The organism is Kitasatospora sp. NPDC094019 (assembly GCF_044764505.1).
GTDB lineage: Bacteria > Actinomycetota > Actinomycetes > Streptomycetales > Streptomycetaceae > Kitasatospora.
On record NZ_JBIWIF010000002.1, the window covers coordinates 1 to 23,104 of the forward strand.

A 23,104-nucleotide genomic window follows, 5' to 3' on the forward strand; every position below is an offset into this window, starting at 1 on the left:
CCAGGCGAAGCTGAGAACTTAAGCGCCAGTAAACGGCGGTGGTAACTATAACCATCCTAAGGTAGCGAAATTCCTTGTCGGGTAAGTTCCGACCTGCACGAATGGCGTAACGACTTCTCGACTGTCTCAACCATAGGCCCGGTGAAATTGCATTACGAGTAAAGATGCTCGTTTCGCGCAGCAGGACGGAAAGACCCCGGGACCTTTACTATAGCTTGATATTGGTGTTCGGTTCGGCTTGTGTAGGATAGGTGGGAGACTTTGAAGCCGTGACGCCAGTCATGGTGGAGTCGTCGTTGAAATACCACTCTGGTCGTGCTGGATGTCTAACCTGGGTCCGTGATCCGGATCAGGGACAGTGTCTGGTGGGTAGTTTAACTGGGGCGGTTGCCTCCTAAAGAGTAACGGAGGCGCCCAAAGGTTCCCTCAGCCTGGTTGGCAATCAGGTGTTGAGTGTAAGTGCACAAGGGAGCTTGACTGTGAGACTGACGGGTCGAGCAGGGACGAAAGTCGGGACTAGTGATCCGGCGGTGGCTTGTGGAAGCGCCGTCGCTCAACGGATAAAAGGTACCCCGGGGATAACAGGCTGATCTTCCCCAAGAGTCCATATCGACGGGATGGTTTGGCACCTCGATGTCGGCTCGTCGCATCCTGGGGCTGGAGTAGGTCCCAAGGGTTGGGCTGTTCGCCCATTAAAGCGGTACGCGAGCTGGGTTTAGAACGTCGTGAGACAGTTCGGTCCCTATCCGCTGTGCGCGTAGGAGTGTTGAGAAGGGCTGTCCCTAGTACGAGAGGACCGGGACGGACGAACCTCTGGTGTGCCAGTTGTCCTGCCAAGGGCATGGCTGGTTGGCTACGTTCGGGAGGGATAACCGCTGAAAGCATCTAAGCGGGAAGCCTGCTTCGAGATGAGCACTCCCACCTCCTTGAGAGGGTAAGGCTCCCAGTAGACGACTGGGTTGATAGGCCGGATATGGAAGCCCTGTGAGGGGTGGAGTTGACCGGTACTAATAGGCCGAGGGCTTGTCCTCAGTTGCTCGCGTCCACTGTGTTGTTCTGAAACAACGACCCCCGATCCTGGCCAGGATTCGGGTGCGGTTGACAGTTTCATAGTGTTTCGGTGGTCATAGCGTGAGGGAAACGCCCGGTTACATTCCGAACCCGGAAGCTAAGCCTCACAGCGCCGATGGTACTGCAGGGGGGACCCTGTGGGAGAGTAGGACGCCGCCGAACAATCATTGTGAAGAACCCCCGTCGGGAAACCGACGGGGGTTCTTTGCGTTTATGGGACGCTTCTCGGTGCGTTCCGCTTTCGGCGCGTCAGCCGTTGTAGGAGCCGACCGTGGCGTCGTTGAGGGCGTTGATGGCGTCGTCCCCGGCGACCTGGTTGTCGTCACCGACGATGACCGTCCCGTAGTTGCCGCCGGCGGCCTGGGCCGAGTCGACGGCGGTGCCGGCCACCCCGCTCGAACCGTTGTGGGAGCCGACGGTGGCGTCGTGGCCGGCGTCGATGATGTCGTATCCAGCGACCTGGTTGCCGTCACCGACGATGACGGTCCCGTGGTTGCCGCCGGAGACGACGTCGGCGCTCGCCGCGGTCGGGATCGCGGCGAGGCCGAGTACGGCGAGCAGGGCCAGGGTCCGGCCGATGTGACGGTTCATGAGGTTTCTCCGCTTCTGTCCGAGGATGCTCCTGATCGGTACAGAGGTGACAGTAGGTGCGGTATCGGGGGTGGTGAGCGATGGTCCGCCGCCCGTGGCGTGTCGGGCCGGGCGGACGACGGGCGTTCAGACGGCGGGGAGCAGGGTGCTCAGGAAACGGGTGGCGGCCGGAAGCAGGGCGAAGCCGTTGTGGGCGATGCCGGGGACGACCTCCAGGGTGGCCGGGATGTCCCGCTCCAGGAGGTGCTGGTGCAGCGCCAGGGTCTGGCCGAGCCGGGTGGCGTGCGGAGGACTGCGGAGCGGCCGGGTGTCCAGCGCTCCCACGGTCAGGTGCATTGGCAGGGCAGACGGTACCGGCATCGACGGCGGAAGCGGGGCGAGCGGGGCGAGCGCGGTGATCGGCGAGTGCGGCGTGTTCAGTGGGTGCTCGACGCCGAACTTCTCGGCCACGTCCGCGATTCCGGCGGGCCAGGGCAGCGCCGGGTCGAGCCGGGTGATCGAGCTCGGCGCGCCGACCGACACCCCGGCCAGCCGCTCGGGGTGCAGGTAGGAGAAGCGCAGGGCGAACTGTCCCCCGCCGGAGTAGCCGTGCAGCAGGAAGCGGTCCGCGCGCACCGGCCACCGGGCGGCGGCCTCCTCGACCATCCGCAGCAGCACCAGGTCGAACCGGACGTCACGGCGGCGGAGTCGCTTGTAGCTCAGCACGTCCTCCGGTTCCGGGACGCCGACCGGGAACAGCGGTGCGAGGACCACGCACCCGTGGGTGTCGCCGAAGTCCGTGAGCGCGTCCCGGTAGCGCTCGGCGGTGCGACGGTCCCCGTGCACGACGACCAGCAGCGGTCGGGGCCGGTCCGGGGCCCCGGGAGACACGGGCGGCACGTACAGGCAGTAGGAGAACCGGGGATCCGCCCGGCAGGCGAGGAACGGCGTCCGGCCGCGCTCCAGCCGCTGGGTGTGTCGGACGGCGAGGCTCATCTGACCTCCGGAATCGGTGACGGCACCCGACATCCTGGCGGTCGGGCCGGGGGAGCGCGGCACCCGGCCGACGGAGATCACCCATTGGGGTGAGCGAATATGACTGGCCGTCAGCAGCTGTGCAGACTGGTGGCCGTCAAGCCGGAGACCAGGGACTGGAGCGTCATGGGTGGGGTAGTCGAGAAGCCGGTACGGGTACCGGCGCCAGCACCGGTTCCGACGCCGACGGTGGTGGTCGAGCGGGCGCTCGCGGCGCACCCGGGCGTGCTGGACGCGGTGGTGGCGCCCGTCGGCGCCGGGGTCGGCGTCCTGGTGGTGCTCGACGAGATGTCCACGGCGCTGGAGGTCCGCGAGGACCTCCGCGCCTCGCTGGTCGCGGCCGGGCTGGAGACCGAGCCCGCGGTGCTGCCCGTGGCCCGGATCCCCGCGCCGCCGCTCGGGACGTTCGAGGAACTCGCGGCCGGGGCCGCCGTGTCCGGCGGCGCGGAGGTGTCCCGCTACGAGGCGCCGGCCGACGGGCCGGAGGCGGACCTGGCGGGCCGGCTCGCGGGGTTCCTCGGCCTGCCGCGGGTCGGCGCCCTGGACGACTTCGTCGAGCTGGGCGGGGACTCGCTGGTCGCGGTGGCCTTCCTGCACGCCGTCCAGGAGGCGTACGACGCGCCGCTGGGCGTGGTCGAGCTGTTCACCGCCGGCACCGTCCGCGGGATCGCCCGGCTGCTGGCCGCACGGCCCCTGGCCGCCCCGCGGGTGGCGTGACGTGCACGCGCTCCGGTTCGCGGCGGCGCCCGCGCTCGTGGACGGCGTCGACGCCGTACCCGCCCCGACCGTCGCCGCCGGCCTGGAAGCGGTCCGGCGCGGCCTCGCCGGGCCGGACAAGGCCCTGGTCGCGATCCTCACCGGGCGCGGCCCGGCCGGACTGCTGGCGTATCTGGGGGCCCTCGACCTCGGCCACGCCGTCCTGGTGAAGGAGCGGCCGGACCTGGCCACCCGGGACGCCCTGCTGGCCGCCTACCGGCCGGAGTTCGCGCTCGACGCGGGTGACGAGCCGGTCCCGGCGGGGTACCGCGCCGTCGGGGAGCCGTGCGGGGCCAGGCTGCTCGGCCGGGTCGGGGCCGCCGGGAGCGCGATCCACCCCGAGCTGGCGGCGCTGATCACCACCTCGGGCTCGCTGGGCCGTCCCAAGGCCGTCCGGCTGTCGTACGCGAATCTGGCGGCCAACGCCGGGGCGGTCGCGTCCGCGCTGGGCATCGGGCCGCAGGACGTCGGCGTCACCTCGCTGCCGTTCGACTACAGCTTCGGCCTGTCCGTCGTGAACTCCCACCTGGTGGCCGGCGCACCGCTGGTGCTCTCCCGGCTCAGCCCGACTTCGCGGCGGTTCTGGCAGCTCGTCGCGCGGACGGGCGTGACCGACCTGGGGGCGGTCCCCCTCACCTACCGCCTGCTGCACAGCACCGGCTGGCGGCCGGACGCGTTCCCCGCGCTGCGGCTCGCCTACCAGGCCGGCGGCCCGCTGGAACCGGCCCTGGTCGAGCACTTCGGGCGGCTGATGGCCGGGCGCGGCGGCGGGTTCTGCCCGATGTACGGGGCGACCGAGGCCACGGCGCGGATGTGCTGTCTCGACCCGGACGAGCTGTTCGAGCACCTCGGTTCGGTCGGGCGTCCGGTGCCGGGCGGCCGGATCCGGCTGGAGGGCGCCGACGCGGACGGCGTCGGCGAGATCGTCTACGAGGGGCCCAACGTGATGCTGGGCTACGCGTCCGGCCGGGCCGACCTGGCCGAGGGGCGCAGTGTGCCCGAGGTGCTGCACACCGGCGACCTCGGCCGGCTGGAGCGCGGGATGCTCTACGTCCTGGGCCGCAAGGACCGGCAGTTGAAGCTGTACGGCAAGCGGGTCCTCCCGGACGAGATCGAGCGGCGGCTGGCGGCGGTCGGCCCGGCGGCGGTGGTGCCGACGGCGGCCGACAGTGCCGTGGTCTTCGTCGAGGGCCGCACCGAGCCGTTCCGGGACGCGTGGCTGGACGTGCTGCGCGAGCTGGGACTGCCGGCCGAGTGTCTGGCGTTGCGCGCGACGCCGGGTCTGCCGCACACCGGCTCGGGCAAGGTCGATCTCGGCCGGCTGCGGGAGCTGGCCGATGCGCTCTGAGCCGGGAGCCGGGGCGCCGGTGGTGGAGACCGGTTCGGGCCGGGTGCGCGGGGTGGAGGCCGAGGGGGTGACGGCCTTCCTCGGTGTCCCGTACGCGGCGGGGACCGGGGGTGCGGCCCGGTTCCGGCCGCCCCGGCCGCACCAGGGCTGGGCCGGGGTGCGGGACGCGGACGCCTACGGCCCGGCCTGCCCGCAGCGGCCACTGGCCGAGGCGTTCGGGGCGCGCCCGGCGGTGGTCTCGCTGCTGCCGCTTTTCGGCATCCCCGCCGAGGCGGGCGCGCAGGGCGAGGACTGTCTGGTGCTGAACGTCTGGACGCCGGGTGTCCGCCCTCCGGCGTCCCGTCCGGTGCTGGTCTGGCTGCACGGCGGTACGGACTTCGGCGCGGGCGACTGGCCGCGGTTCGACGGGGCCGCCCTCGCCCGGGCGGGCGATCTGGTGGTGGTGACGGTCAACCACCGCCTCGGTGTCCTCGGCCACCTGGACCTGTCCTGGACCGGACGTCCCGAGTACGCGTCCTCCGGCCGGGCCGGGCTGCTGGACCTGCGGGCGGCGCTGGACTGGCTGCGGGAGAACGTGGCGGCCTTCGGCGGCGACCCGGCGAACCTCACCCTGGCCGGTGGCTCGCGCGGCGCCTCCCGGGTGGCCGCCCTGCTGTCGGACGGCGCGCCCGAACCGCCGTTCCGGCGTGCGGTGCTGAGCAGTCCGCCCCCGCCCCGGCGCGCCTTCGGGGCGACACCGGAGGACGCCGCGCGGAGCCTGCTGCGGCTGCTGGACGTCCCGGCGGAGCGGACCGAATTGCTCGCCGCCGTCCCGGCCGCCCGGCTTCTGGAGGCCCAGGCGGTGCTGCGGGCGCGGGACCGTTTCGCGTTCCAGCCCTCGGTCGACGGGGAGCCGGTCGAGGAGCGGTGCTACGCGGACCTGGCCGCCGGCGCGGCCCCGGAGGTGCCGCTGCTGATCGGGAGTTCCCTGCACGAGACCACCCGGACCATCGACGCGGACCGGGCCTCCTGGGAGGGCCTGAGCGAGGCGCAGTTCGCGCGGCGCTGCTCGCGGATCGCCCGGTGCGACGTCACCGGGCTGATCGCCGAGTACCGGCGCGAGCGGCCGCGCGACCCGGCGCGGCGGATCGCGGTCGCGGTCACCACCGACGCGCTGTACCGTTTCCCGGCCCTGGACCTGGCCTCGGCGCGGAGCGCCAACGCGACCGCTCCGACCTACGCGTACGTCTTCGCCGGTGGCACCGGCAGTCACGGCGAGGACGTCCTCTTCTTCTTCGACAACCTGCGGCACGCGGCGCTGGTGTCCCGCAGTCCGGCCAACGCCGCGTTGGCGCGGGCGGCCAGTGCCGCCTGGATCACGTACTGCCGCGACGGACGGCCCGAGGTTCCCGGCGTCGGACCCTGGCCCGCCTGTACCGAGGACGGGCGGGAGACCCTGGTCCTCGGCACCCCCACCCGTTCGGTCGCCGACCCCTTCGCCGCCCGGCGTGCCGCGTGGGCCGCTGTCCGCCGGGTGGCCGAGCCGCTCGGGTGACGGCGGCCGCCCGGCCGGGCGGCCGCGGAGGCCCGGGGCGGGTGCGGTCAGCTCTGCGCGGTGGGCCGGACCACGATTTCGCCGACGTCCACGCCGTCGGGCTGCTCGATCGCGAAGCCGATGGCGGCGGCGACGGCGGAGGGCGGCATGGCGATCGCGTCGCGCTGTTCGATCAGCGCCGCCGCGACCGCCGGGCCGGCGCCCTTGCCGACGCCCTCGGTGTGGGTGAAGCCCGGTGACACCAGGGTGACCCGGAGGTCGGGCCCCGACTCCTGGCGCAGGCCCTCGGTCAGGACCTTCACCGCCGTCTTGGTGGCCGCGTAGACGCCCTGCGGCGACCGGACGGTGTGGGCGGCGGTGGAGCCGATGGTGACGAAGTGCCCGGAGCGCTGGCGGCGGAAGAGCGGCAGCGCGGCGGCGATGCCGTTGAGGAAGCCGGTGATGTGGGTCGCGACCATGGCGTCCCAGTCGTCCTGGCGCAGGTCGTCGAACGGTGAGACGGCCATCGTGCCGGCGTTGGAGACGAGTACGTCCAGTCGGCCGAACCGTTCGACGGCGGTGTCCGTCAGTCGCCGGAGGTCCTGGCGGCGGGTGACGTCGACGAGGACGCCGGTGGCGGTGCCGCCCTCGGCCGTGATGCGGTCCACGACCGCGGTCAGCCGGTCCTCCCGGCGGGCGCCGAGGACGAGCCGGGCGCCCCGTTCGGCGAGGTGGACCGCGGCCGCCTCACCGATCCCGCTGCTGGCGCCCGTGATCGCGATGACCTTGCCCCGGATTCCCGACATGGCCGGCCGTCCCTTCGTGGGTGTGCGGCGGCTCGGTGCGCCGTCGCGAAGTGGAAACGGGGGCATCCCCGTTTCTCCGCAGGCTAAGTGGGGGAGTCCCCGTTTGGCAATCCGGCCGGTGGTTCGAGAGGGTTCGGTGGTTCGGGCAGGTCGGTGCTTCGGGCGGGTCGGTGCTTCGGGCGTCGGTGGTTCGGGCAGGTCGGTGGTGCGAGGAGGGACGGTCTTGACGGACGACGGGGCGCGGCGGCCACTGCGGGCCGACGCGCGGCGCAACCGGGAGAAGATCCTGGCGGCCGCCGTGCGGGTGTTCACCGAGCAGGGGCTGGACGCGCAGATGGAGCGCGTCGCCAAGGAGGCGGGTGTGGGCAGTGCGACCCTGTACCGCAACTTCCCCACCAGGGAGGCCCTGGTGGAGGCGGTCTACCGGAACGAGGTGGCCCGGCTGTGCGAGGCGGCGCCCGCGCTGCTCGCCGAGCATCCGCCGGCCGAGGCCCTGCGGGCCTGGACCCGGCTGTTCCTCGACTACGTCACGGCCAAGTACGGCATGATCGACGCGCTGCGGGCCGCCGCCGCCGTGGGGGAGAGCCCCTACGGTCGCAGCCGGGAGCTGATCCGGGAGGCGGTCGCGACGCTGATGGACGCCTGCGCGACCGCCGGGGTGATCCGGACCGACATCGGCCCGGCCGACCTCGCCGCCGCCCTCGAAGGCATCGCCCTCACCTCGGCCGGTGCCGACCGTCGCCCGCAGGCCGAGCGGCTGCTCGACCTCACCCTGGACGGGCTGACGGTCCGGCGCTGAGGCCGGGGCCCGGGTGCGCGGCCCGGCGCGCGACGGGCGCTCCCGCGACGGGCGCTCCCGCGACGGGCGCTCCCGCGACGGGCGCTCCCGCGACGGGCGCTCCCGCGACGGGCGCTCCCGGTGCGGGAGCGCCCCGGGAGCCGTCAGGACGTGATGCTGTACGCGTCGCCGTAGATCGTCCACCGCAGGGGCGTGGCCAGGGAGAGGTTGCCGGCCTTGAGGAAGACCCGCTGCATCGTGTCGACCCGGCCGGTGTCCTGGTGGGACGAATCGGCCTTCATCGCCGCGCGGCGGGCGTCGAGGAAGGCGTTCAGGTAGGCGGTCTCGTCCCCGCCCCTGGACGGCGGCTTGGCCTTGGCGAGGGCGGCGGCCCGGATGCCGCCGAAGCTGAGCCGGTCGCTGCCGGGCCCGTGCATCACCAGGGCGTCGTAGTAGGCGAACTGGCCGAGGGCGTGCAGGCCGTCCGCCTTGGCCTGGTCGACGGCGGGGTCGAAGTAGACCCGGTCGCGCTCGTCGTTCTGGGCCTGCTGGAAGGCCGCGTCCTGGGCGGCCCGGTGCCAGTCGGCGACGAAGGACGGGTCCAGGCCGGAGTGCGAGGCGGAGCCGTCCACCTTCTCCAGGGCCGGGAGGTAGCGGGCGAGCACATTGCCCGGCTTCAGGACCTGGTAGCGCCGGACGAGTTGGAGCATGTCGCCGGTGCCGGAGGTGAAGCCGACGATGCCGCCGGTGTAGCCGCGGCCGTCGTGGATGTCCTCGATGTAGGTGTACTGGGCACGCCAGTTCAGGGAGGAGTTCTCGGCGCTGGAGACCAGCTGCTGCGCGATGTCCTTGAGCCGCGGGCTGTTCAGGCCGGTGCCGCCCTCGGGGGTCACGGGGCCGGGCGGTGGGACGGCCGGGCCGGGGGCCGGCGGGTTGCTCGGTGCGACCGGAGCCGGCGCGGCCGGGGGCTCGGGGACGGTGGCGCCCGGACCGCCTGGGGCACCGGTCGCCGGACCGGGCTGGGTGGTGCGGGCGGACTGGGGTGCCTGGCTTGGCTGGGGCGCCCGGGCGGCGGTCGTGGCCGGCCGGCCCGCCGCCGTCCCCGGGGCGGGCGGGACCTGGGCCTTGGCCGGAGCCTTGGCCGTCGTCGGGGCGGCCGCCGACGGGCTCGGACGGCCGGCGGGCGCGGCGCCCGGTGTCCCGGCGGGCGGCTCGGTCGGGACGGACGGGACGGTCGCCGGATCCGGGGCCGGGGTGGCGGCCGTGATGCCCTCGATGCCGGGCGCGGTGGGGCGGGACGCCGCCGGTGCGGCGGCCGGCGCCGGATCCGCCGGGCCGCAGGCCGTGAGTGCGGCGCCGCCCACCGCCGCGCCGAGGCCGCCCACGACCAGCGCGGCGAGGCCCGCCCGCCGCCGCCCGGTCCCGCTGGTCACTCCGTGCCGTTCCGCCATGGCTGTGTCCTCCCTTGCCCGCCGCGCCGGATCCCGCGGACCCGGCCGGCCGGTTGCCGTCGAGCAGGGGAACGGGCCCGGCCGGTAAGGCGGTTCAGTCCGGGAAGGCCGCGCCGGCGGGAGCGCCCCGGACAGGCCGACGGTCCGGCGCCGAGGCCGCGGGCTCACGCGTACACGCGGGCGTACAGCTCCTCGATCTGGGCGGCGGTGGGCACGGCCGGGTTGTTGGCGGGGGAGCCGGAGGCCAGGGCCTGTTCGGCCATCAGCGGGGTGAGATCGGTCCAGGCGGCGTGGTCGATGCCGTGGCTGCGCGGGGTGGGGACGTCCAGGTCACGACAGAGGGTGTGCAGGGCGTCGACGAGCTTGGCCGAGGCCGCGGTGGCGGAGTCGGCGGTCGTGGCCGCGCCCAGGGCGCGGGCGCAGTCGGCGTAGCGCTCGGGCGCGGCGTGGACGGAGAAGGCGGTCACGGCCGGGAACAGCATGGCGTTCGACAGGCCGTGGGCGACGTGGAAGTGGGCGCCGATCGGGCGGCTCATGCCGTGCACGAGGGCGACGCTGGAGTTGGAGAAGGCGATGCCGGCCTGGGTCGCGGCGAGCATCATCGCCTCCCGGGCCTCGGAGTCCGAACCGTCCGCGTAGGCGCGGCGCAGATGGCGGCCGATGGTCGCGATCGCGGTGAGGGCCAGACCGTCGGTGAAGGGGCCGGACTTGCGGCTGACGTACGCCTCGACGGCGTGGGTGAGCGCGTCGACACCGGTGTCGGCGGTCAGCCGGGGCGGCATCGAGAGCGTCAGTTCCATGTCGACGACGGCGGCGATCGGCAGGAACGCCGGACCCAGGCACATCATCTTCTCGTCGGTGGCGCTGTCGGTGATGACGGTGACCTGGGTCGCCTCCGAGCCGCTGCCGGCGGTGGTGGGGACGGCGATCACGGGGAGGGCGGGGCCGAGGTTGACGTGCGGCGCCTTGTGGTCGCGCATCCGGCCGCCCTGGACGCCGAGCAGGGCGAGGGCCTTGGCGGTGTCCATCGGGCTGCCGCCGCCGAACCCGATCACCGAGTCCGCCCCGTGCGCGCGCAGCGCCTCCAGGCCGGGGACGAGGGAGTCGGTCGTCGGGTCGGGCACGGTGCCGTCGAACAGCGCGGGCTGGAGCCCGGCCCGGCGCAGGATCTCCGTCAGCCGCTCGGCGGCGCCGGTGCCGACCAGGAACGCGTCGGTGACCAGGAGCGGGCGGCGCAGGCCGAGGCCCGCGACGACGTCGCCCAGGTGTTCGGCCGCGCCGCGGCCGACGCGCAGGATCCGGGGCAGGGACAGACTGGCGACCACGGGCAACCCCTAGGCGGTGGGAGGACGGAGGCCCCGGCACGGGCGGGCCGATCCGACTCTGCCCCCGGTGCGGGTGTGCGTTCAACCACCAATCGCGCACAGGGGGTGTGCGGAAATGCAGATAGGCTGCCCCGATGCCTCCCCGGCCCCGCCCTCGCCCCCGTCCGGACGCCACGGCTCCGGCACCGGCACCGGAGCCGGCGGTGGTGGATCGGCCCGGTGGGCCCGATCCGCGCGACCTGCGCGCGGACGACCTGCGCCACCTGCTCGCCGTCGCCCGCACCGGGCGCCTGGTGAGCGCCGCCGACGCGCTGGGCGTGGACCACACCACGGTGTCCCGCCGGATCACCGCGCTGGAGCGGAGCCTCGGTGTGCGGCTGATGGAACGCGGCACCGAGGGCTGGGCGTTGACGGACGCCGGCCGGGCGGTCGCCGAGAACGCCCGTGCGATCGAGGAGGCCCTGGTCCGGGTCGTGGACGCGGTCTCCGGCCAGGACCCGCCGTCCCTGCACGGCACCGTCCGGGTCAGCGCGCCGGACGGCTTCGGAACCCACTTCGTCACTCCGGCGCTGGCCCGGGTGCGTCGGCGCCATCCTCGGTTGCAGGTCGAACTCGTCACGGCGACGAGGGAGTTGCCGCTGCGCCCGGCGGGCTTCGACCTCGCCCTGACGATCGGCCGACCGCCCCGGAGCCGACTGGTCACCGAGCACCTCACCGACTACGCCCTCGGCCTGTACGCCGGTGACGACTACCTCGCCCGGTGCGGGGCGCCGGCCGCGGCGGCCGAACTGCGGGAGCACCCGCTGGTCTTCTACATCGAGTCGATGCTCCAGGTCGGCGATCTCGACATCGAGCGCCATCTGCCGGGCACCACAGCGGCGTTCTCCTCCACCAATGTCTTCGCCCAGGTGGAGGCCACCCGGCTGGGCACGGGCGTCGGCGTGCTCCCGGCCTTCCTCGCCGACCGGGCGCCCGGGCTGCGGCGGCTGCTGCCCGAGGAGGTCGACATCCGGCTCCCGATCACCCTCGCGGTCCGCCGCGAGGCCGTCACCCACCCCGCCGTCCGGGCCGTCCGCGACGCCCTGCACCGTGAGGTCGCCGAACGCGCCGCCGAACTCCTCCCGCCCACGCCCGACCGGTAGCGCCCGACCGGTAGCGTCCCGGGGGCCGCGAACGTGGACGGCGGCCGCGGCACCCGGGGAACGGGGTACCGCGGCCGCCGTGGTGGTGGGCCGGTCAGGGTGCCGCTGTCACTGGCTCGCGGTGCGGAAGAGCCAGTGGAGGCGGGCGGTCCCGGTGCCGGGGCGGGTGACGGTGACCGTGTCGACCGTCGTGCTCCGGGTCAGGTCGAGGTGTTCGTAGGGGTCGGAGAAGTTGGACAGCAGGGTGCCGTTCGGGCCGTCGGGCGTCCTGCACCAGAGGTAGCCGTCGTCGTTGGGACGGAAGGCGCCCATGGTGACGTAGTTGCCGTTCTGCGGGTTCCCGGGAGTGGCCGCCGTCGAGTTGACGTACTGCCCGCCGTAGACCAGGTAGCCGCAGTTGGAGGAACTCCCGCTCGGTCCGGCCGAGATGCTGCTGAACTGCTGGTGGCTCCCGTGCGCGTCCGGGGCGAGGAAGACCGGGTAGGGCGCCGTCTCCAGGTCGTCCACCGAGAGGGCCGGGGCCGAGCCGCCGGCGTCCGTGGCGACGATCTCGGTGAGGTTGGTGCCCTCCTGGACGTCCTGGAGGAACCAGCGCTGGTTGGCCGTACCGTTCCAGTCCCGGGCGACGATGCCCTGGCCGGGGCCGAGGTCGGTGAGGAACTGCCCGGTGACGTAGTTGACCAGGGTGTAGGTGCCGTCGCCCTGGTAGGCCCGGGCCCAGAGCTGGTCCAGGGCCGCGCTCGCCCACAGCACCGTCCGGGCGTCGCGGGCGCCGCCCTCCTGGCCCAGGTAACGGCCGGCGAAGGGCGCGTGCGGGTGGAACAGCCGGAAGAAGCCGGGGTGTTCGGGGTCGTCGGTGAGGCTGAACACCTGGGAGGCGGAGTTGGTCCGGCTCAGCGGCTGGTCGTTGACGGCGTGGTTGGTCGCGTTGACGGGGCCGGCCACATTGGTGGTGGCGGCGTTGCGCAGGAAGATCTGGTTCGGCCTGGCCGGTGCGACCACGCCGCCCGCCGCCGGCGGGTTGGGCAGACCGGTGAGGGCGTACGCGACCGGGTAGTGGTCGGCGGAGTCGAGGCCCAGTCGCTGGACCCCGGTGACGGCCGCCTCCGCCTGGGCGGTGGGGACGACCGCGTAGTCGAGGGTCCGACGGGTGCCGGCGATCCGGTCCACCGGGTGGGTCGGAAGGTTGGTGGCCTGGACGGTGAACTCGTCGCCGACCGCGGCCTGGAGGCTGTCCGGGGCGCGGTTCCAGTCGCCCAGGGCGATCCAGGGCAGGCCGGCGGCGGTCATCCGGTCCCGGATGATGTTCAGCAGCTGAGGGTCGTCGCTGCCGGAGCTCCCGGAGCTGCCGTGCACCGAGAAGTAGACGACGCCGTCGACGTTGACGCCGAGCGCGGGCCGGGAGTCCCAGTTGTCGGCGATGACGGCCTCGCGGGTGGTGAACACGCCGTTCGCCGGGACCCGGGTGCGGCTGAACACGGCCAGGTTGACCCGGCCGAACTGGTTGTTGCTGGTGTCGGTGCGCAGCCAGTACAGGTAGCCGGCGGGCCGGCTCGCGCCGCCGAGGCGGTACTCCCGGACCGGGACGGTGAAGCCGAGGTTGTCGACGTACTGGGTGTTGGCGGTGTGGATCTCCTGGAGGAAGGTCGCGCCGCCGGGCGGGGCGCCGGCCTCCTGGAGGGCGATGATGTCGGCCCGGCCGTCGAGCTGGCTGGTGCCGTACAGCCGGGGCAGGTCGTTGGTGTAGCGGCTGCCGTTGCCCTCGGGGGTCAGCGCGCCCTGCATGTTCCAGGTGGCCACCCGGCGGGTGTGGTTGTCGCGGGGGTCGAGTCCGCCGGTGTCCTGGAGGAACAGTGAGGGCCGCTTGCCGACGTCGGTGGCCACGACGCCCTGGCCGGTGTAGTCGAGGGTTTCGCGGCCGCCCCAGTCGGGGATGGCCTGGCCGCCCTGGGCGAGCGGCTGGAACCGGCTCGGCGTGCCGTTGGCGGAGCCGAACTGGTAGGCGGTACCCGTCCGGTTGCCGTAGGGCGTGTAGGGGAGGTAGGCGCCGCCGGGGGTGGTCTGCTTGACCATGGTGTTGTTGTAGAAGACGTTCTGCGGGCCGGAGGAGCCGGACCATTTGACCGCCTTGGGGCCGGCGGCCCACCAGACCGGGTACCAGGTCCCCTCGTCGATCTCGCCGCCCTCGCCGCCGCAGTTGGTCTCGCAGCTGCCCGAGCGGTGCTCGTAGGGGACCCGCAGGGTGTTCTGCTCGAACAGGTTGTTGTGCTCCCACCCGCCGTGCAGGTTGAGGTCGGAGTCGAGGTCGTTGCGGAAGGCGACGTTGCCGCTGGCCGACCACTGGAAGGTGAAGTGGCGCAGGTTGCGGCTGAGGTTGTGGGCGTAGAGGGAGTCCCAGACGCGGCTGCCGCGCAGGTAGCCGTTGCCGCCCTTGCCCTTGTTCCAGGCGCCGTCGAAGCTGTTGCGCTCGATCTGGAGGTTGCGGGCGTCCTCGGTGACGACCGGGTGCGAGCCGGTCATCTCGGCCTTCAGCCCGCGGGCCCAGTCGTTGGCGGCCCATTTGAAGACGATGCCGTGCATCGCGTACTCGGGCGCCATGTTGCCGTAGTTGTGCACGGCCTGGGCGGGGGTGGGGCTGTAGGTGCCGCCGCCGAGCTTGGGCAGGCCGGTCATGTCCTGGGTGAAGGCGAAGTTCTCGAAGCCGACGCCCTGGACCACCTTCAGCGGGGTGATCTTGCTGGCGTACGGCTTGTCGCCGAGCGGGGCCGAGCCGTCGGAGACGGAGTCGACCGGCAGGTCCCACTCCAGCGGGCGGTCCAGGGTGACGGTCCTCGCCGCGGTGTCGATCGCGGTGAGCCGGAACATCTGCTGCCGCATGTGCAGGTTGTCCATCTGGCTGCGGTCGGAGACGCCCTGCTGCTCGTAGAACCTGACGCTGTTGGCGGCGCCGACCCAGACGTAGCCGCCGGGCGAGAACTTCTTCATGTCGGCCTTGGCGTCCAGCTGGACCAGGTTCTGGCCCTGCCGGCCGGCCCAGCCGGGGTCGGCGGCCTGGGCGCCCACCTTGATGCCGGAGGCCCAGTGCTGGTTGACGCTGCCCTCGAAGATGTCCTTGCGGTTGGCCGGGGCGGCGGCCCAGTCGTCCTGGTAGCGCTCGGCGATGTCGCGGGTCTGGACGCGGAACAGGCCGCGGCCGGGCCAGATCCAGCCGCCGGTGCCGACGTCGGCGCCGCTGCCGGCCTTCATGCTGTCCTGGTCCCAGCGGCCGTTGACCAGGGTGTCGTAGCGGGTGTTGAGGTCGGGGCGGAAGACCAGGCGGGTGCCGCCGTCGCCGGAGCCCTGGCCGCGCAGGACCAGGTAGTCGGCGTCGGCGTAGATCTGCCGGGAGAGGTCGATCCGGCCGGCCGGCAGGGAGATCAGCGAGAGCCGGTCGAAGTTGGCGCCCGGCGAGCAGGAGGACTTGATGTCGTCGATGGCGCGCTGCAGGCCGGTGGTGTCGTCGGCGCCGTCGTTGGGCCGCACCGCGTACTGGGAGGCCAGCCGGTCCGGGGTGATCCGGCAGGCGGGGTCGTCGGTCAGGCTGCCGTCGTCGGGCAGCGGCAGGCCGCCCCGGTAGCCGGCCCGGGACCAGTCCGGCATGCCGGGGGGCGGGCCGGTCCGGTTGGCGGAGCTCAGGTCCGGGCCCTCGGCGCCGGGGCCGGCCGTGACCGCGGCGACGGGGGCCGCCGCGGTGTCGGCCGCCGTGGCGGGGGCGGTCGTGGAGAGGGCGGGCAGGGTGAGGGAGAGCAGCAGGCCGGAGAGCAGCACGGCCGCCGGTCGTAGGCGAGTCATCGGATCTCGTTCCGTGTCGAGGTGGTGTTCCCGGCCGGGGAGAGGGGCCGGGAGACCGCGCCGGAACGCCCCCGGCACCGTGCGGGAGCCGGGGGCGTCGGGGCGAACGGCGCCGGAGCGCCGGATGCGCCGTACGGGTTACGGGCAGTAGAAGCGCAGGCCGGAGATCCGGTCGTTGTTGTAGTAGGTGCTGGTGCCGGCGTTGTAGTCGCCCTTGGTGCCCCAGCTCCAGGAGGACGCGAAGTCGATCTGGGAGGGGTGCAGCTCGCCGTAGGCGTCGTCCCAGAACTCGATCTGGCACTGGGAGTTGTTGATCCAGGACGACACCTGGTCGTTGGCCAGGTCGCCGTTGAGGAAGTGGACCTTGGTGAGGCGCACGATCTCCGTCCCGCCGCCGGCCGACGGCGGGACGACGATCGCCTTGGAGCCCAGGCCGCCGCCGTTCTGGTAGAGGCAGAGGGCCCAGGCCGGGCAGCCGTCGTAGGGGGGATTGGCGGCGGAGGCCGGGGTCGCCGTGAGCAGCATGACCGCTCCGGCGACGGCACCCGCGACGACGGTGGCAGCCGACTTGAACGATTTCAGGGCCACGGTGGAACTCGCTTTCCGGGGACCGCCCGGGTCCTCGACCCGGGCTGGTTGACAGTGCGCATCGGCGGCGGGCCCGTCCTGGGCCCGCCGCACGATCAGCCTGCGGGAGGGGAAAGCGTGGGCGCATCAGTCATCTGACTGTATGACGTGTCTGCGCAGGTAGGGACCGGTACGGACGGGTCCTGGGCCGCTCCCGGTCAGCCGACCGAGGGGATGTCGTGGGTCGCGCAGTGGATGCCGCCACCGCCGCCGGCGATGGTGTCGATCTGGAGCGGGACGAGCTCGCGCCCGGGGAAGTGCTCCCGGAAGACGTCGTGGGCGTGGTCGTCGGCCCGGGGGTCCCCGAACAGGGGCAGATAGACGCCCTTGTTGCCGAGGTAGAAGTTCATGTAGGAGGAGACGAAGGCGTCGCCGCGCCCGGTGATCTTGTCGGGGTCGGGCTGCTGGAGTTCGACGACCTTGAGCCGGGCGCCGGTGGCGTCGGTGGCCCCGTCGAGCACCGACCGGGCCTGGTCGGCGGAGCGGGACCAGACGTCCGGCGGAGTGCCGGGGAAGGCGCGGTCGAGCAGGACGACGCCGGGGGCGGCGAAGCGGACCAGGCAGTCGACGTGGGCGTCGGTGATGTCCTTGCCCTTGACGCCGGCCAGCCAGATCACCTTGGTGACGCCGAGGAGCTGCTTGAGCTCGGCCTCGACCTGGTCGCGGCTCATTCCGGGGTTGCGGTTGTCGTTGACGACGGAGCTCTCGGTGATGAGGAGGGTGCCCCGGCCGTCGCTCTCGAACGATCCGCCCTCGGCGACCAGCCGGGTCTCGATCCGCTCGATCCCGTACTTGGCCAGGACGGCCCGGGCCACCTTGGCGTCGTTGGCGTGCTGCTGCTTGCGGCCCCAGCCGTTGAAGTTGAGGTCGACGCCCTTGACCTTGCCGCCCTCCTCGACGAACACCGGCACGGTGTCCCGCGCCCACAGGTCGTCGACCGGGACGGTGAGCAGCTCGACGTCGGAGCCGCAGGCGTTGCGGGCCGAGGACTCCTGGCCGGGCCGGACGAGCAGGACCACCGGCTCGCGCTCGCCGACGGCTCGGGCGACCTCGGCGATGTCCTTCCGGACGGCGGCGAGCTGCTCGCCCCAGACGTCCTCGGAGGCGGGCCAGGACATCACGGTCCGCTCGTGCTTCTCCCACTCGGCGCCGAGGCGGCGCCCCCGCCCGGGGGTGCCGCCGGGAGTGCCTCCGGCCGGCCCGTCGGTGGCGGGGGAGGAGGGTTCGGCCGGGTCGACCAGGTCGTCCACGGCGGCGCAGCCGGAGGCGGCGAGCGCGAGCAGACCGGCTCCGGCGAGCGAACGCAGAACGGTGCGGCGGGCGAGGGGGGAGTGGGACACGGTGGACTCCGGTGGGGCTGGGAGCGGTTCGGTCCGGCGCGGAGGGGGCGGGGCTCCGGGGAGCGCCGGGGCGGCGCCGGACCGGCGGCGGACGAGTCGTCCGGCATCGCCGTGAACTGCACTGTCGCATTGACTGAAAAATCAGTCAAATGGGAGAGAAGAGTGAAGCCCCGACCGGGAGCAGTCCGGTCGGGGCCCCGGTCGTGGCCCGGTCGGGGCTCCGGGCAGGGTGGGTCCGGCTGTGCCGGGAGGCGCGGTGGGCGGGTTCAGCCGCTGCGGCGGTAGTGGTCCACGGCCACGCTGACCGGCCCCTCGGTGCCCGCGGTGGAGAGCACCCGGACCACGGCGAGCGACCGGCCGTCCGCGGACCGGACGCAGAAGGCGCCCCGGGGCCCGACGGCGCCGAACGGCACCCGTCCGGTCGGCCGGCCGCTCAGCCCCTTGACGCACTCGGCCACCCCCAGGGAGGCGTCCCGGCCGATGTAGGAGGTGGCGGTCTCCGGGATCAGGAACTCGTTCTCGCCCCGGCCGAGGTACCAGGACACGCTGTCGGCCGGGACCACGGTGCCGGTCGCGAGGTCGACCTCGTAGCCGGCGTCCGCCGAGGTCAGCTCGGCCGCGCGGTAGGCGGGGGCGAATTCCGCGCCCGGGCTCGGAGTGGCGGACGGCGTCGCGGTGGCGGACGGGGTGGGCACGGCCGGGGCCGGCGGGGAGGCCGGTACGGACGTGGGTGCGGGCACGCCGGGCGAGGGGGTGGCGGACACCCGGTCCTCGGCGGTCGCCGCCTCCACCGTCTCCGGGGTGTCCAGCAGCAGTACCGTGGCCGCGGCGCCGACCGTCAGCGCGACGGCGGCGGTCATCGCGGTGCGCCCGAGGCTCCGGCCGCGGCTCTTCCCCGCCCGCGTGCGGTCGCCCGGCGCCGGGTGGCCGTTGGCCGGGGCGGCGGTGGCGGAGCGGGCGCTGGCGCGGGGCGGCGGCGCGGTGGCCGTGACCGGGAACGTCGGAGCCAGCAGGGTCGGGGCCGCCGCCGGGGCGAGCACCGTCAGGGCCTGGTCCGAGCGGCTGTCGACGGGCCGGCCGCCGGTCGTCCCGCCGACAGCCTCGGCCGGCACCTGCGGCAGCTCGGCGTGCCGGGTGATCTGGCTGGTCAGCGGGTGCGGCAGCCAGTCCTCGCCGAACCGCAGGTGCCCGGCGACGGCCGGGTGCTCGCGGACGGCGGCGATCACCTCGGCGGTGGTCGGGCGGTCCTCGGGCCGCTTGGCGAGGCAGCCCAGCAGCAGTCCGCGCAGGCCCTCCGGGACCGCGCCGAGGTCGGGCTCCTCGTGCACGGTCCGGTAGAGCGTCGCCGGGTCGGGGCCGTCCCCGAAGGGCGGGGCGCCGGTCGCCACCTGGACGGCCAGTGCGCCGAGCGCGTAGACGTCGGTGGCCGGGGTCGCGGGCCGTCCGGTGGCCTGCTCGGGCGCCATGTAGGCGGGTGAGCCGATGCGCAGGCCGGTGCCGGTGAGTGCCCCCGCGTCGGCGGCCCGGGCGATGCCGAAGTCGATCACCCTGGGGCCGTCGGGGGCGATCAGGACGTTGGCGGGCTTGAGGTCGCGGTGCACCACCCCGGTGGCGTGGATCGCCTGGAGCGCCTCGGCGATACCGGCGATCAGCAGCAGCACCGTCCGTTCGGGGAGCGGACCGAACCGCTGCACCACCTGCTGCAGGGACGGGCCCGGCACATAGGTGGTGGCCAGCCACGGGGTGGCCGCGTCCACGCCCGCGTCGACCAGCTGGGCGGTGAAGAGGCCGTGGATCCGCCGGGCGCTGGCCACCTCCTGGGCGAAGCGGGCCCGGAACTCCGGGTCCTCGGCGAGTTCGGGCCGGACCACCTTGAGGGCGACCGGCCGCCCGCCGGGGGTGTAGGAGAGGTAGACCCGGCCCATGCCGCCGGCGCCGAGCCGGGCGTAAAGCCGGTAGCCGCCGACCTCGCGGGGGTCGTCCGGGGTCAGCTCCTGGAAGACCGGCGGCGTGGCGAAGGGGGATCGGTCAGCGGACATGCGGGCTGCCTCTCTCGGCGGGCTGAGCTGGGCGGGACCGGGTGGGACCGGGCGGGGCGGGGTGCGGACGCCCGGCCGGTCCCGGGGTCGAACGGACCGCGGACCGGACGGACCGGATGCCGGAACGACCGGGGGCCGAACGGACCCGCGAACGGGAGGTCCGGCCCGCGCGGTGCCGCCGAGTTTAGAGGTTTCGTCAGGATCGACCGAATCCGGCCCCGGAGCCCGCCCCGGCAATGGCCCCGACCACGGCCGCCGGGCCGGTGTCGCCGCCGCGGCCGGCCGGACGGTGGCGGTCCAGCTCCGCCTCGATCGCCCCGCGCAGCAGCAGTCGGGCGTGCGCGACCGGCAGCGAGCCGCTGTGCCAGCGCACGCTGAGGCCCTCGACCAGCGCCGTCAGCCGCTCGGCGGCGGCCGCGTGGGCCGGGGCGGTGCCGCCGGGGTCGGCCCGGGCGAGCAGTTCGGCGACATCGTGCACCCAGGTGTGGGTGGTCCGCGCGAGGTCCTCCCGGAGGTCCGGCTCGAAGACCGCCGTGGCCCTCAACTCGCCCCAGGCGATGCTGTTCTCGCGAACGTCGACGGTGTCCTGGAGCTCCAGGAGCAGCACCTGCTCCAGGTCGGCCCGGGGGTCCTCGGTGCGGGGCGCGGGGTCCGGTTCGGCGGTGTAGTGGTCCGCGCGGTCGCTGATGAAGTCGAGGGTCCGGCGCAGCAGTCCGGCCCGGTCGGTGAAGTGGTAGTAGATGAGCGAGGTGGACACGCCGGCCTCGGCGGCCAGCTCGCCCACCCGCAGTCCGCGGACGCCCCGGCGGGCGATCACGCGGGTGGCGGCTCTGAGAATTTCTGTCCGACGGTCCGACATGGGCGCCCACTCTACGCGCTTCCTGGCTGGTCGGACAGGTTCCTGATGATCGTTTCAGGGTTCTTGGTAAGTCCCGAACCAAATGCTTGACTGAATTTTCAGTTCGGTGCAGGATGCGGGGCAACCCCCACAGGGCAACCCCCACCGGGCGACCCTCCCCACAGGGCGACCCACGGGGCAACTCCCACGGGGCAACCCCCACCTCCCACCTTCTGCCAGGGAGCGCGACATGCACACCCCCACCCCCTCGCGTCGCGGCCTGCTCCGGTTCGGCGCCGCCGCGGTACCCCTGATCGCCCTCGGTTCCGCCGTCCCGGCCGTCGCCCGGGCGGCCGCCGCACCAGCGTCCTCCGCCTCCGCCGGGGAGGCCGTCGCGGCCGCCGCGCCGCTGCTGCGGATGCCCGCCGAGACCGACCCGCACGACCGCACCTTCATGGCCTGGCCGGCCCTGCCGTCGGTCTGGCGGACCCAGCTGTCGGCCGTCCGCGACGACATCGCGAAGCTGGCCCACGAGATCTCCCGCTACGAACCGGTCGTCGTGGTGGCCCGCCCCGGCCAGGCCGCCGACGCCCGCTACTACTGCGGACCCGGCGCCTACTACCGCATCACCGTGGTCGAGATCTCCAACGACGACCTCTGGATCCGCGACTTCGGGCCGACCTTCCTGGTCGGGCCGGGCACGATCGCCGGCGTCGACACCAACTTCAACGGCTGGGGCAAGGACGGCACCCCCTACTACCAGCGGTACGCCGAGGACGCCGCCGTCGCGGGCACCCTGCTCGCCGAGTACGGGGTGGACCGGATCCAGGCCCCCTTCGTCGGTGAGGGCGGCGCCCTGGAGACCGACGGCGAGGGCACCCTGCTGGCCACCGTCAGCTCCTGGGTGAACCCCAACCGCAACCCCGGCATGTCGCGGGCCGAGGTCGACCGCGCCCTGCGCACGACGCTCGGGATGGACAAGGTGATCTGGCTGGACGGCGTCGCCGGCCAGGACATCACGGACGCCCACGTCGACTGCCTGGCCCGCTTCACCGCGCCCGGCCGGGTCCTGCTCGACCGGCCCGGCCCCGGGACGGATCAGGTCTGGGTCAAGGTCTACGAGCAGGCCGCGCGGGCACTGCGGAGCGCCACCGACGCCCGCGGCCGCGCGCTGACCGTGATCGAGCTGCCCGCCCCGGACCGGCGGCGGATCCGCGGCCGCGACCTCGGCAAGGAGTTCCTCTCCAGCTACAGCAACTTCTACGTCGCCAACGGCGCCGTGTTCGTCCCGCAGTTCGGCCACGCGGCCGCCGACGCGAAGGCGCGCGCCGTCCTCCAGGCCGAGTTCCCGACCCGCGACATCGTCCAGGTCGACATCGACAACATCGCCTCCGGCGGCGGCGGCATCCACTGCGCCACCCAGTCGCAGCCGTCCGTCCCGCCGCTCCGCTGACTCCCCGGCGGCCCGTCCTGTTCCCCACGGAGGCGGGCCGCCGGGGCTCCCCGAAACTCCCACCCGGCACCACCGGGTGCCACCCACCCACCCCGCACCACCCGGCCGGACCGCGCGTCCCGCGCCCCGGCCGGGCCCGAAGAGAATGAGGATCCCCGTGACCCACCGCATGCCCGCCGAGTGGACCGAGCACGACGGCTGCCTGATGGCCTGGCCGGTCCGGCAGGACCTGTGGGGCGACAACCTCGCCGAGGTGAAGGGCGAGTACGCGGCCGTCGCCCGGGCCATCGCGGAGTTCGAGCCGGTCACCATGGTGGCCCCGCCCGGCCACGGCGACGAGGCCCGCGCCCTGTGCGGCCCGGACCTGACCGTGGTCGAACTCCCGCTGGACGACTCCTGGTTCCGCGACTCCGCGCCGATCTTCGTCCTGGACGAGGAGGGCCGCCGGGCCGGTGTCGACTTCCGCTTCAACGCCTGGGGCCGCAAGCACCACCCCTGGGACGCGGACGACCGGATCAGCGGCCTGCTGCTGGAGCACCTCGGCGTGCCGGCGGTCCGCTCCGAGATGATCCTCGAAGGCGGCGCGATCACCGTCGACGGCGAGGGCACGCTCATCACCACCGAGCAGTGCCTGCTCCACCCCAACCGCAACCCCGAGCTGGGCCGCGAGGAGATCGAGGCCGAGCTGAAGGCCCGGCTCGGCGTCACCAAGATCATCTGGCTGCCCTACGGCGGCGCCCTGGACACCGAGACCGACGGCCATGTCGACGGCGTGTGCGCCTTCGCCGCCCCCGGCAAGGTCGTGGTGCAGCTGCCCGCCGACCCCGCGCACCCCGACTACGTGCGGATGCGCGCCAACCGCACGGTGCTGGAGCACTCCACCGACGCCCAGGGCCGTCCGTTCGAGATCGTCGACGTCACCCAGGCCGCCTTCGTCGAGGTGGACGACGTCCGGGTCGAGGTCGGCTACCTGAACTTCTACCTGGCCAACGGCGGTGTCGTCGTCCCCGTCGCCGACCACCCCGAGGACGCCGGCGCGCTCGCGGTGATCGCCGCCGCGTTCCCCGACCGCAAGGTCGTCGGCGTGCGCGCCCGGGTGATCGCCTTCGGCGGCGGCGGCGTCCACTGCATCACCCAGCAACTCCCGGCCGCCCGCGCCTGACCCAGCCAGCGAACGGAGA

16 protein-coding genes, 2 rRNA genes and 1 pseudogene are annotated in these 23,104 nt (G+C 73.6%); 9 read left to right on the top strand and 10 right to left on the bottom strand.

The genetic code is table 11. The annotated features are described in order from the left end of the window. Nucleotides 1-1,031, top strand: a 23S ribosomal RNA gene (locus ACIQ9P_RS05080); the annotation flags it as partial. 85 nt (nucleotides 1,032-1,116) lie between these two features. Next, nucleotides 1,117-1,233: ribosomal RNA gene (gene rrf / locus ACIQ9P_RS05085) — 5S ribosomal RNA — on the top strand. 87 nt (nucleotides 1,234-1,320) lie between these two features. Here rrf and ACIQ9P_RS05090 read toward each other — a convergent pair. Then, nucleotides 1,321-1,662 carry a hypothetical protein gene (locus ACIQ9P_RS05090; RefSeq protein ID WP_402349886.1) on the bottom strand — a complete coding sequence of 114 codons (342 nt, stop codon included), beginning with the start codon at nucleotides 1,660-1,662 and terminating at the stop codon, nucleotides 1,321-1,323. A gap of 126 nt (nucleotides 1,663-1,788) precedes the next feature. Next, a complete protein-coding gene (locus ACIQ9P_RS05095) occupies nucleotides 1,789-2,637 on the bottom strand; it encodes a hypothetical protein (RefSeq protein WP_402349889.1) in 849 nt (282 codons plus the stop codon). Between the two features lie 99 nt (nucleotides 2,638-2,736). Between ACIQ9P_RS05095 and ACIQ9P_RS05100 the strand changes: the two genes are divergently transcribed. Genes ACIQ9P_RS05100 through ACIQ9P_RS05110 form a run of 3 tightly spaced genes read left to right on the top strand, consistent with a single transcriptional unit; the run spans nucleotide 2,737 to nucleotide 6,314 of the window. Further along, entirely contained in the window at nucleotides 2,737-3,393 is a 657-nt protein-coding gene (locus ACIQ9P_RS05100) for a phosphopantetheine-binding protein (RefSeq protein WP_402349891.1), read from the top strand. A 1-nt stretch (nucleotide 3,394) separates the two neighbouring features. Next, entirely contained in the window at nucleotides 3,395-4,780 is a 1,386-nt protein-coding gene (locus ACIQ9P_RS05105; RefSeq protein WP_402349894.1) for an AMP-binding protein, read from the top strand. After that, nucleotides 4,770-6,314, top strand: a complete 1,545-nt coding sequence (locus ACIQ9P_RS05110) for a carboxylesterase/lipase family protein (protein ID WP_402349896.1) — start codon at nucleotides 4,770-4,772, stop codon at nucleotides 6,312-6,314. Before ACIQ9P_RS05105 ends, ACIQ9P_RS05110 begins: the two co-directional genes overlap by 11 nt. Nucleotides 6,315-6,361: 47 nt before the next feature. Here ACIQ9P_RS05110 and ACIQ9P_RS05115 read toward each other — a convergent pair whose 3' ends face one another. Continuing rightward, nucleotides 6,362-7,099: an SDR family oxidoreductase gene (locus ACIQ9P_RS05115; RefSeq protein ID WP_402349899.1), complete on the bottom strand. Its 738-nt coding sequence runs from the start codon at nucleotides 7,097-7,099 to the stop codon at nucleotides 6,362-6,364. A 223-nt stretch (nucleotides 7,100-7,322) separates the two neighbouring features. Between ACIQ9P_RS05115 and ACIQ9P_RS05120 the strand changes: the two genes are divergently transcribed. Beyond that, nucleotides 7,323-7,898: a TetR/AcrR family transcriptional regulator gene (locus ACIQ9P_RS05120; RefSeq protein WP_402349902.1), complete on the top strand. Its 576-nt coding sequence runs from the start codon at nucleotides 7,323-7,325 to the stop codon at nucleotides 7,896-7,898. A 143-nt stretch (nucleotides 7,899-8,041) separates the two neighbouring features. Here ACIQ9P_RS05120 and ACIQ9P_RS05125 read toward each other — a convergent pair. Beyond that, nucleotides 8,042-8,755, bottom strand: a pseudogene (locus tag ACIQ9P_RS05125) (chitosanase); the annotation flags it as partial. Between the two features lie 737 nt (nucleotides 8,756-9,492). After that, nucleotides 9,493-10,653, bottom strand: a complete 1,161-nt coding sequence (locus ACIQ9P_RS05130; RefSeq protein WP_402349905.1) for an iron-containing alcohol dehydrogenase — start codon at nucleotides 10,651-10,653, stop codon at nucleotides 9,493-9,495. A gap of 203 nt (nucleotides 10,654-10,856) precedes the next feature. On the opposite strand from ACIQ9P_RS05130, the gene ACIQ9P_RS05135 reads away from it, so the two are divergent. Continuing rightward, a complete protein-coding gene (locus ACIQ9P_RS05135) occupies nucleotides 10,857-11,795 on the top strand; it encodes a LysR family transcriptional regulator (RefSeq protein ID WP_402349908.1) in 939 nt (312 codons plus the stop codon). Between the two features lie 108 nt (nucleotides 11,796-11,903). On the opposite strand, the gene ACIQ9P_RS05140 is transcribed toward ACIQ9P_RS05135, so the two are convergent. The 5 genes from ACIQ9P_RS05140 to ACIQ9P_RS05160 all read right to left on the bottom strand — a co-directional run bounded on the left by ACIQ9P_RS05140 (nucleotide 11,904) and on the right by ACIQ9P_RS05160 (nucleotide 20,491). After that, entirely contained in the window at nucleotides 11,904-15,626 is a 3,723-nt protein-coding gene (locus tag ACIQ9P_RS05140) for a hypothetical protein (protein WP_402349911.1), read from the bottom strand. 138 nt (nucleotides 15,627-15,764) lie between these two features. After that, nucleotides 15,765-16,214 (bottom strand): peptidase inhibitor family I36 protein, encoded by a 450-nt coding sequence (locus ACIQ9P_RS05145; protein ID WP_402349914.1) that lies wholly within the window; start codon nucleotides 16,212-16,214, stop codon nucleotides 15,765-15,767. Between the two features lie 197 nt (nucleotides 16,215-16,411). Continuing rightward, entirely contained in the window at nucleotides 16,412-17,593 is a 1,182-nt protein-coding gene (locus ACIQ9P_RS05150; RefSeq protein ID WP_402349917.1) for an agmatine deiminase family protein, read from the bottom strand. A gap of 266 nt (nucleotides 17,594-17,859) precedes the next feature. After that, complete coding sequence (locus ACIQ9P_RS05155; RefSeq protein WP_402349920.1) at nucleotides 17,860-19,632, bottom strand: serine/threonine-protein kinase; 1,773 nt, start codon at nucleotides 19,630-19,632, stop codon at nucleotides 17,860-17,862. A 196-nt stretch (nucleotides 19,633-19,828) separates the two neighbouring features. Continuing rightward, nucleotides 19,829-20,491, bottom strand: coding sequence for a TetR/AcrR family transcriptional regulator (locus ACIQ9P_RS05160; protein ID WP_402349923.1), 663 nt, complete (start codon nucleotides 20,489-20,491; stop codon nucleotides 19,829-19,831). Nucleotides 20,492-20,720: 229 nt separating this feature from the next. On the opposite strand from ACIQ9P_RS05160, the gene ACIQ9P_RS05165 reads away from it, so the two are divergent. Beyond that, nucleotides 20,721-21,923, top strand: a complete 1,203-nt coding sequence (locus ACIQ9P_RS05165) for an agmatine deiminase family protein (protein ID WP_402349926.1) — start codon at nucleotides 20,721-20,723, stop codon at nucleotides 21,921-21,923. Nucleotides 21,924-22,080: 157 nt separating this feature from the next. Further along, the gene (locus tag ACIQ9P_RS05170) at nucleotides 22,081-23,085 is read left to right on the top strand and encodes an agmatine/peptidylarginine deiminase (RefSeq protein ID WP_402349929.1); all 1,005 of its coding nucleotides are present in this window, start codon (nucleotides 22,081-22,083) and stop codon (nucleotides 23,083-23,085) included. The last annotated feature ends 19 nt before the right edge of the window (nucleotides 23,086-23,104 follow it).

Coding starts and splice junctions, on each gene's coding strand:
- ACIQ9P_RS05100 (WP_402349891.1), top strand. CDS start 2,737: ATGACTGGCCGTCAGCAGCTGTGCAGACTGGTGGCCGTCAAGCCGGAG.
- ACIQ9P_RS05160 (WP_402349923.1), bottom strand. CDS start 20,491: ATGTCGGACCGTCGGACAGAAATTCTCAGAGCCGCCACCCGCGTGATC.
- ACIQ9P_RS05110 (WP_402349896.1), top strand. CDS start 4,770: ATGCGCTCTGAGCCGGGAGCCGGGGCGCCGGTGGTGGAGACCGGTTCG.
- ACIQ9P_RS05090 (WP_402349886.1), bottom strand. CDS start 1,662: ATGAACCGTCACATCGGCCGGACCCTGGCCCTGCTCGCCGTACTCGGC.
- ACIQ9P_RS05115 (WP_402349899.1), bottom strand. CDS start 7,099: ATGTCGGGAATCCGGGGCAAGGTCATCGCGATCACGGGCGCCAGCAGC.
- ACIQ9P_RS05155 (WP_402349920.1), bottom strand. CDS start 19,632: ATGTCCGCTGACCGATCCCCCTTCGCCACGCCGCCGGTCTTCCAGGAG.
- ACIQ9P_RS05095 (WP_402349889.1), bottom strand. CDS start 2,637: ATGAGCCTCGCCGTCCGACACACCCAGCGGCTGGAGCGCGGCCGGACG.
- ACIQ9P_RS05140 (WP_402349911.1), bottom strand. CDS start 15,626: ATGACTCGCCTACGACCGGCGGCCGTGCTGCTCTCCGGCCTGCTGCTC.
- ACIQ9P_RS05165 (WP_402349926.1), top strand. CDS start 20,721: ATGCACACCCCCACCCCCTCGCGTCGCGGCCTGCTCCGGTTCGGCGCC.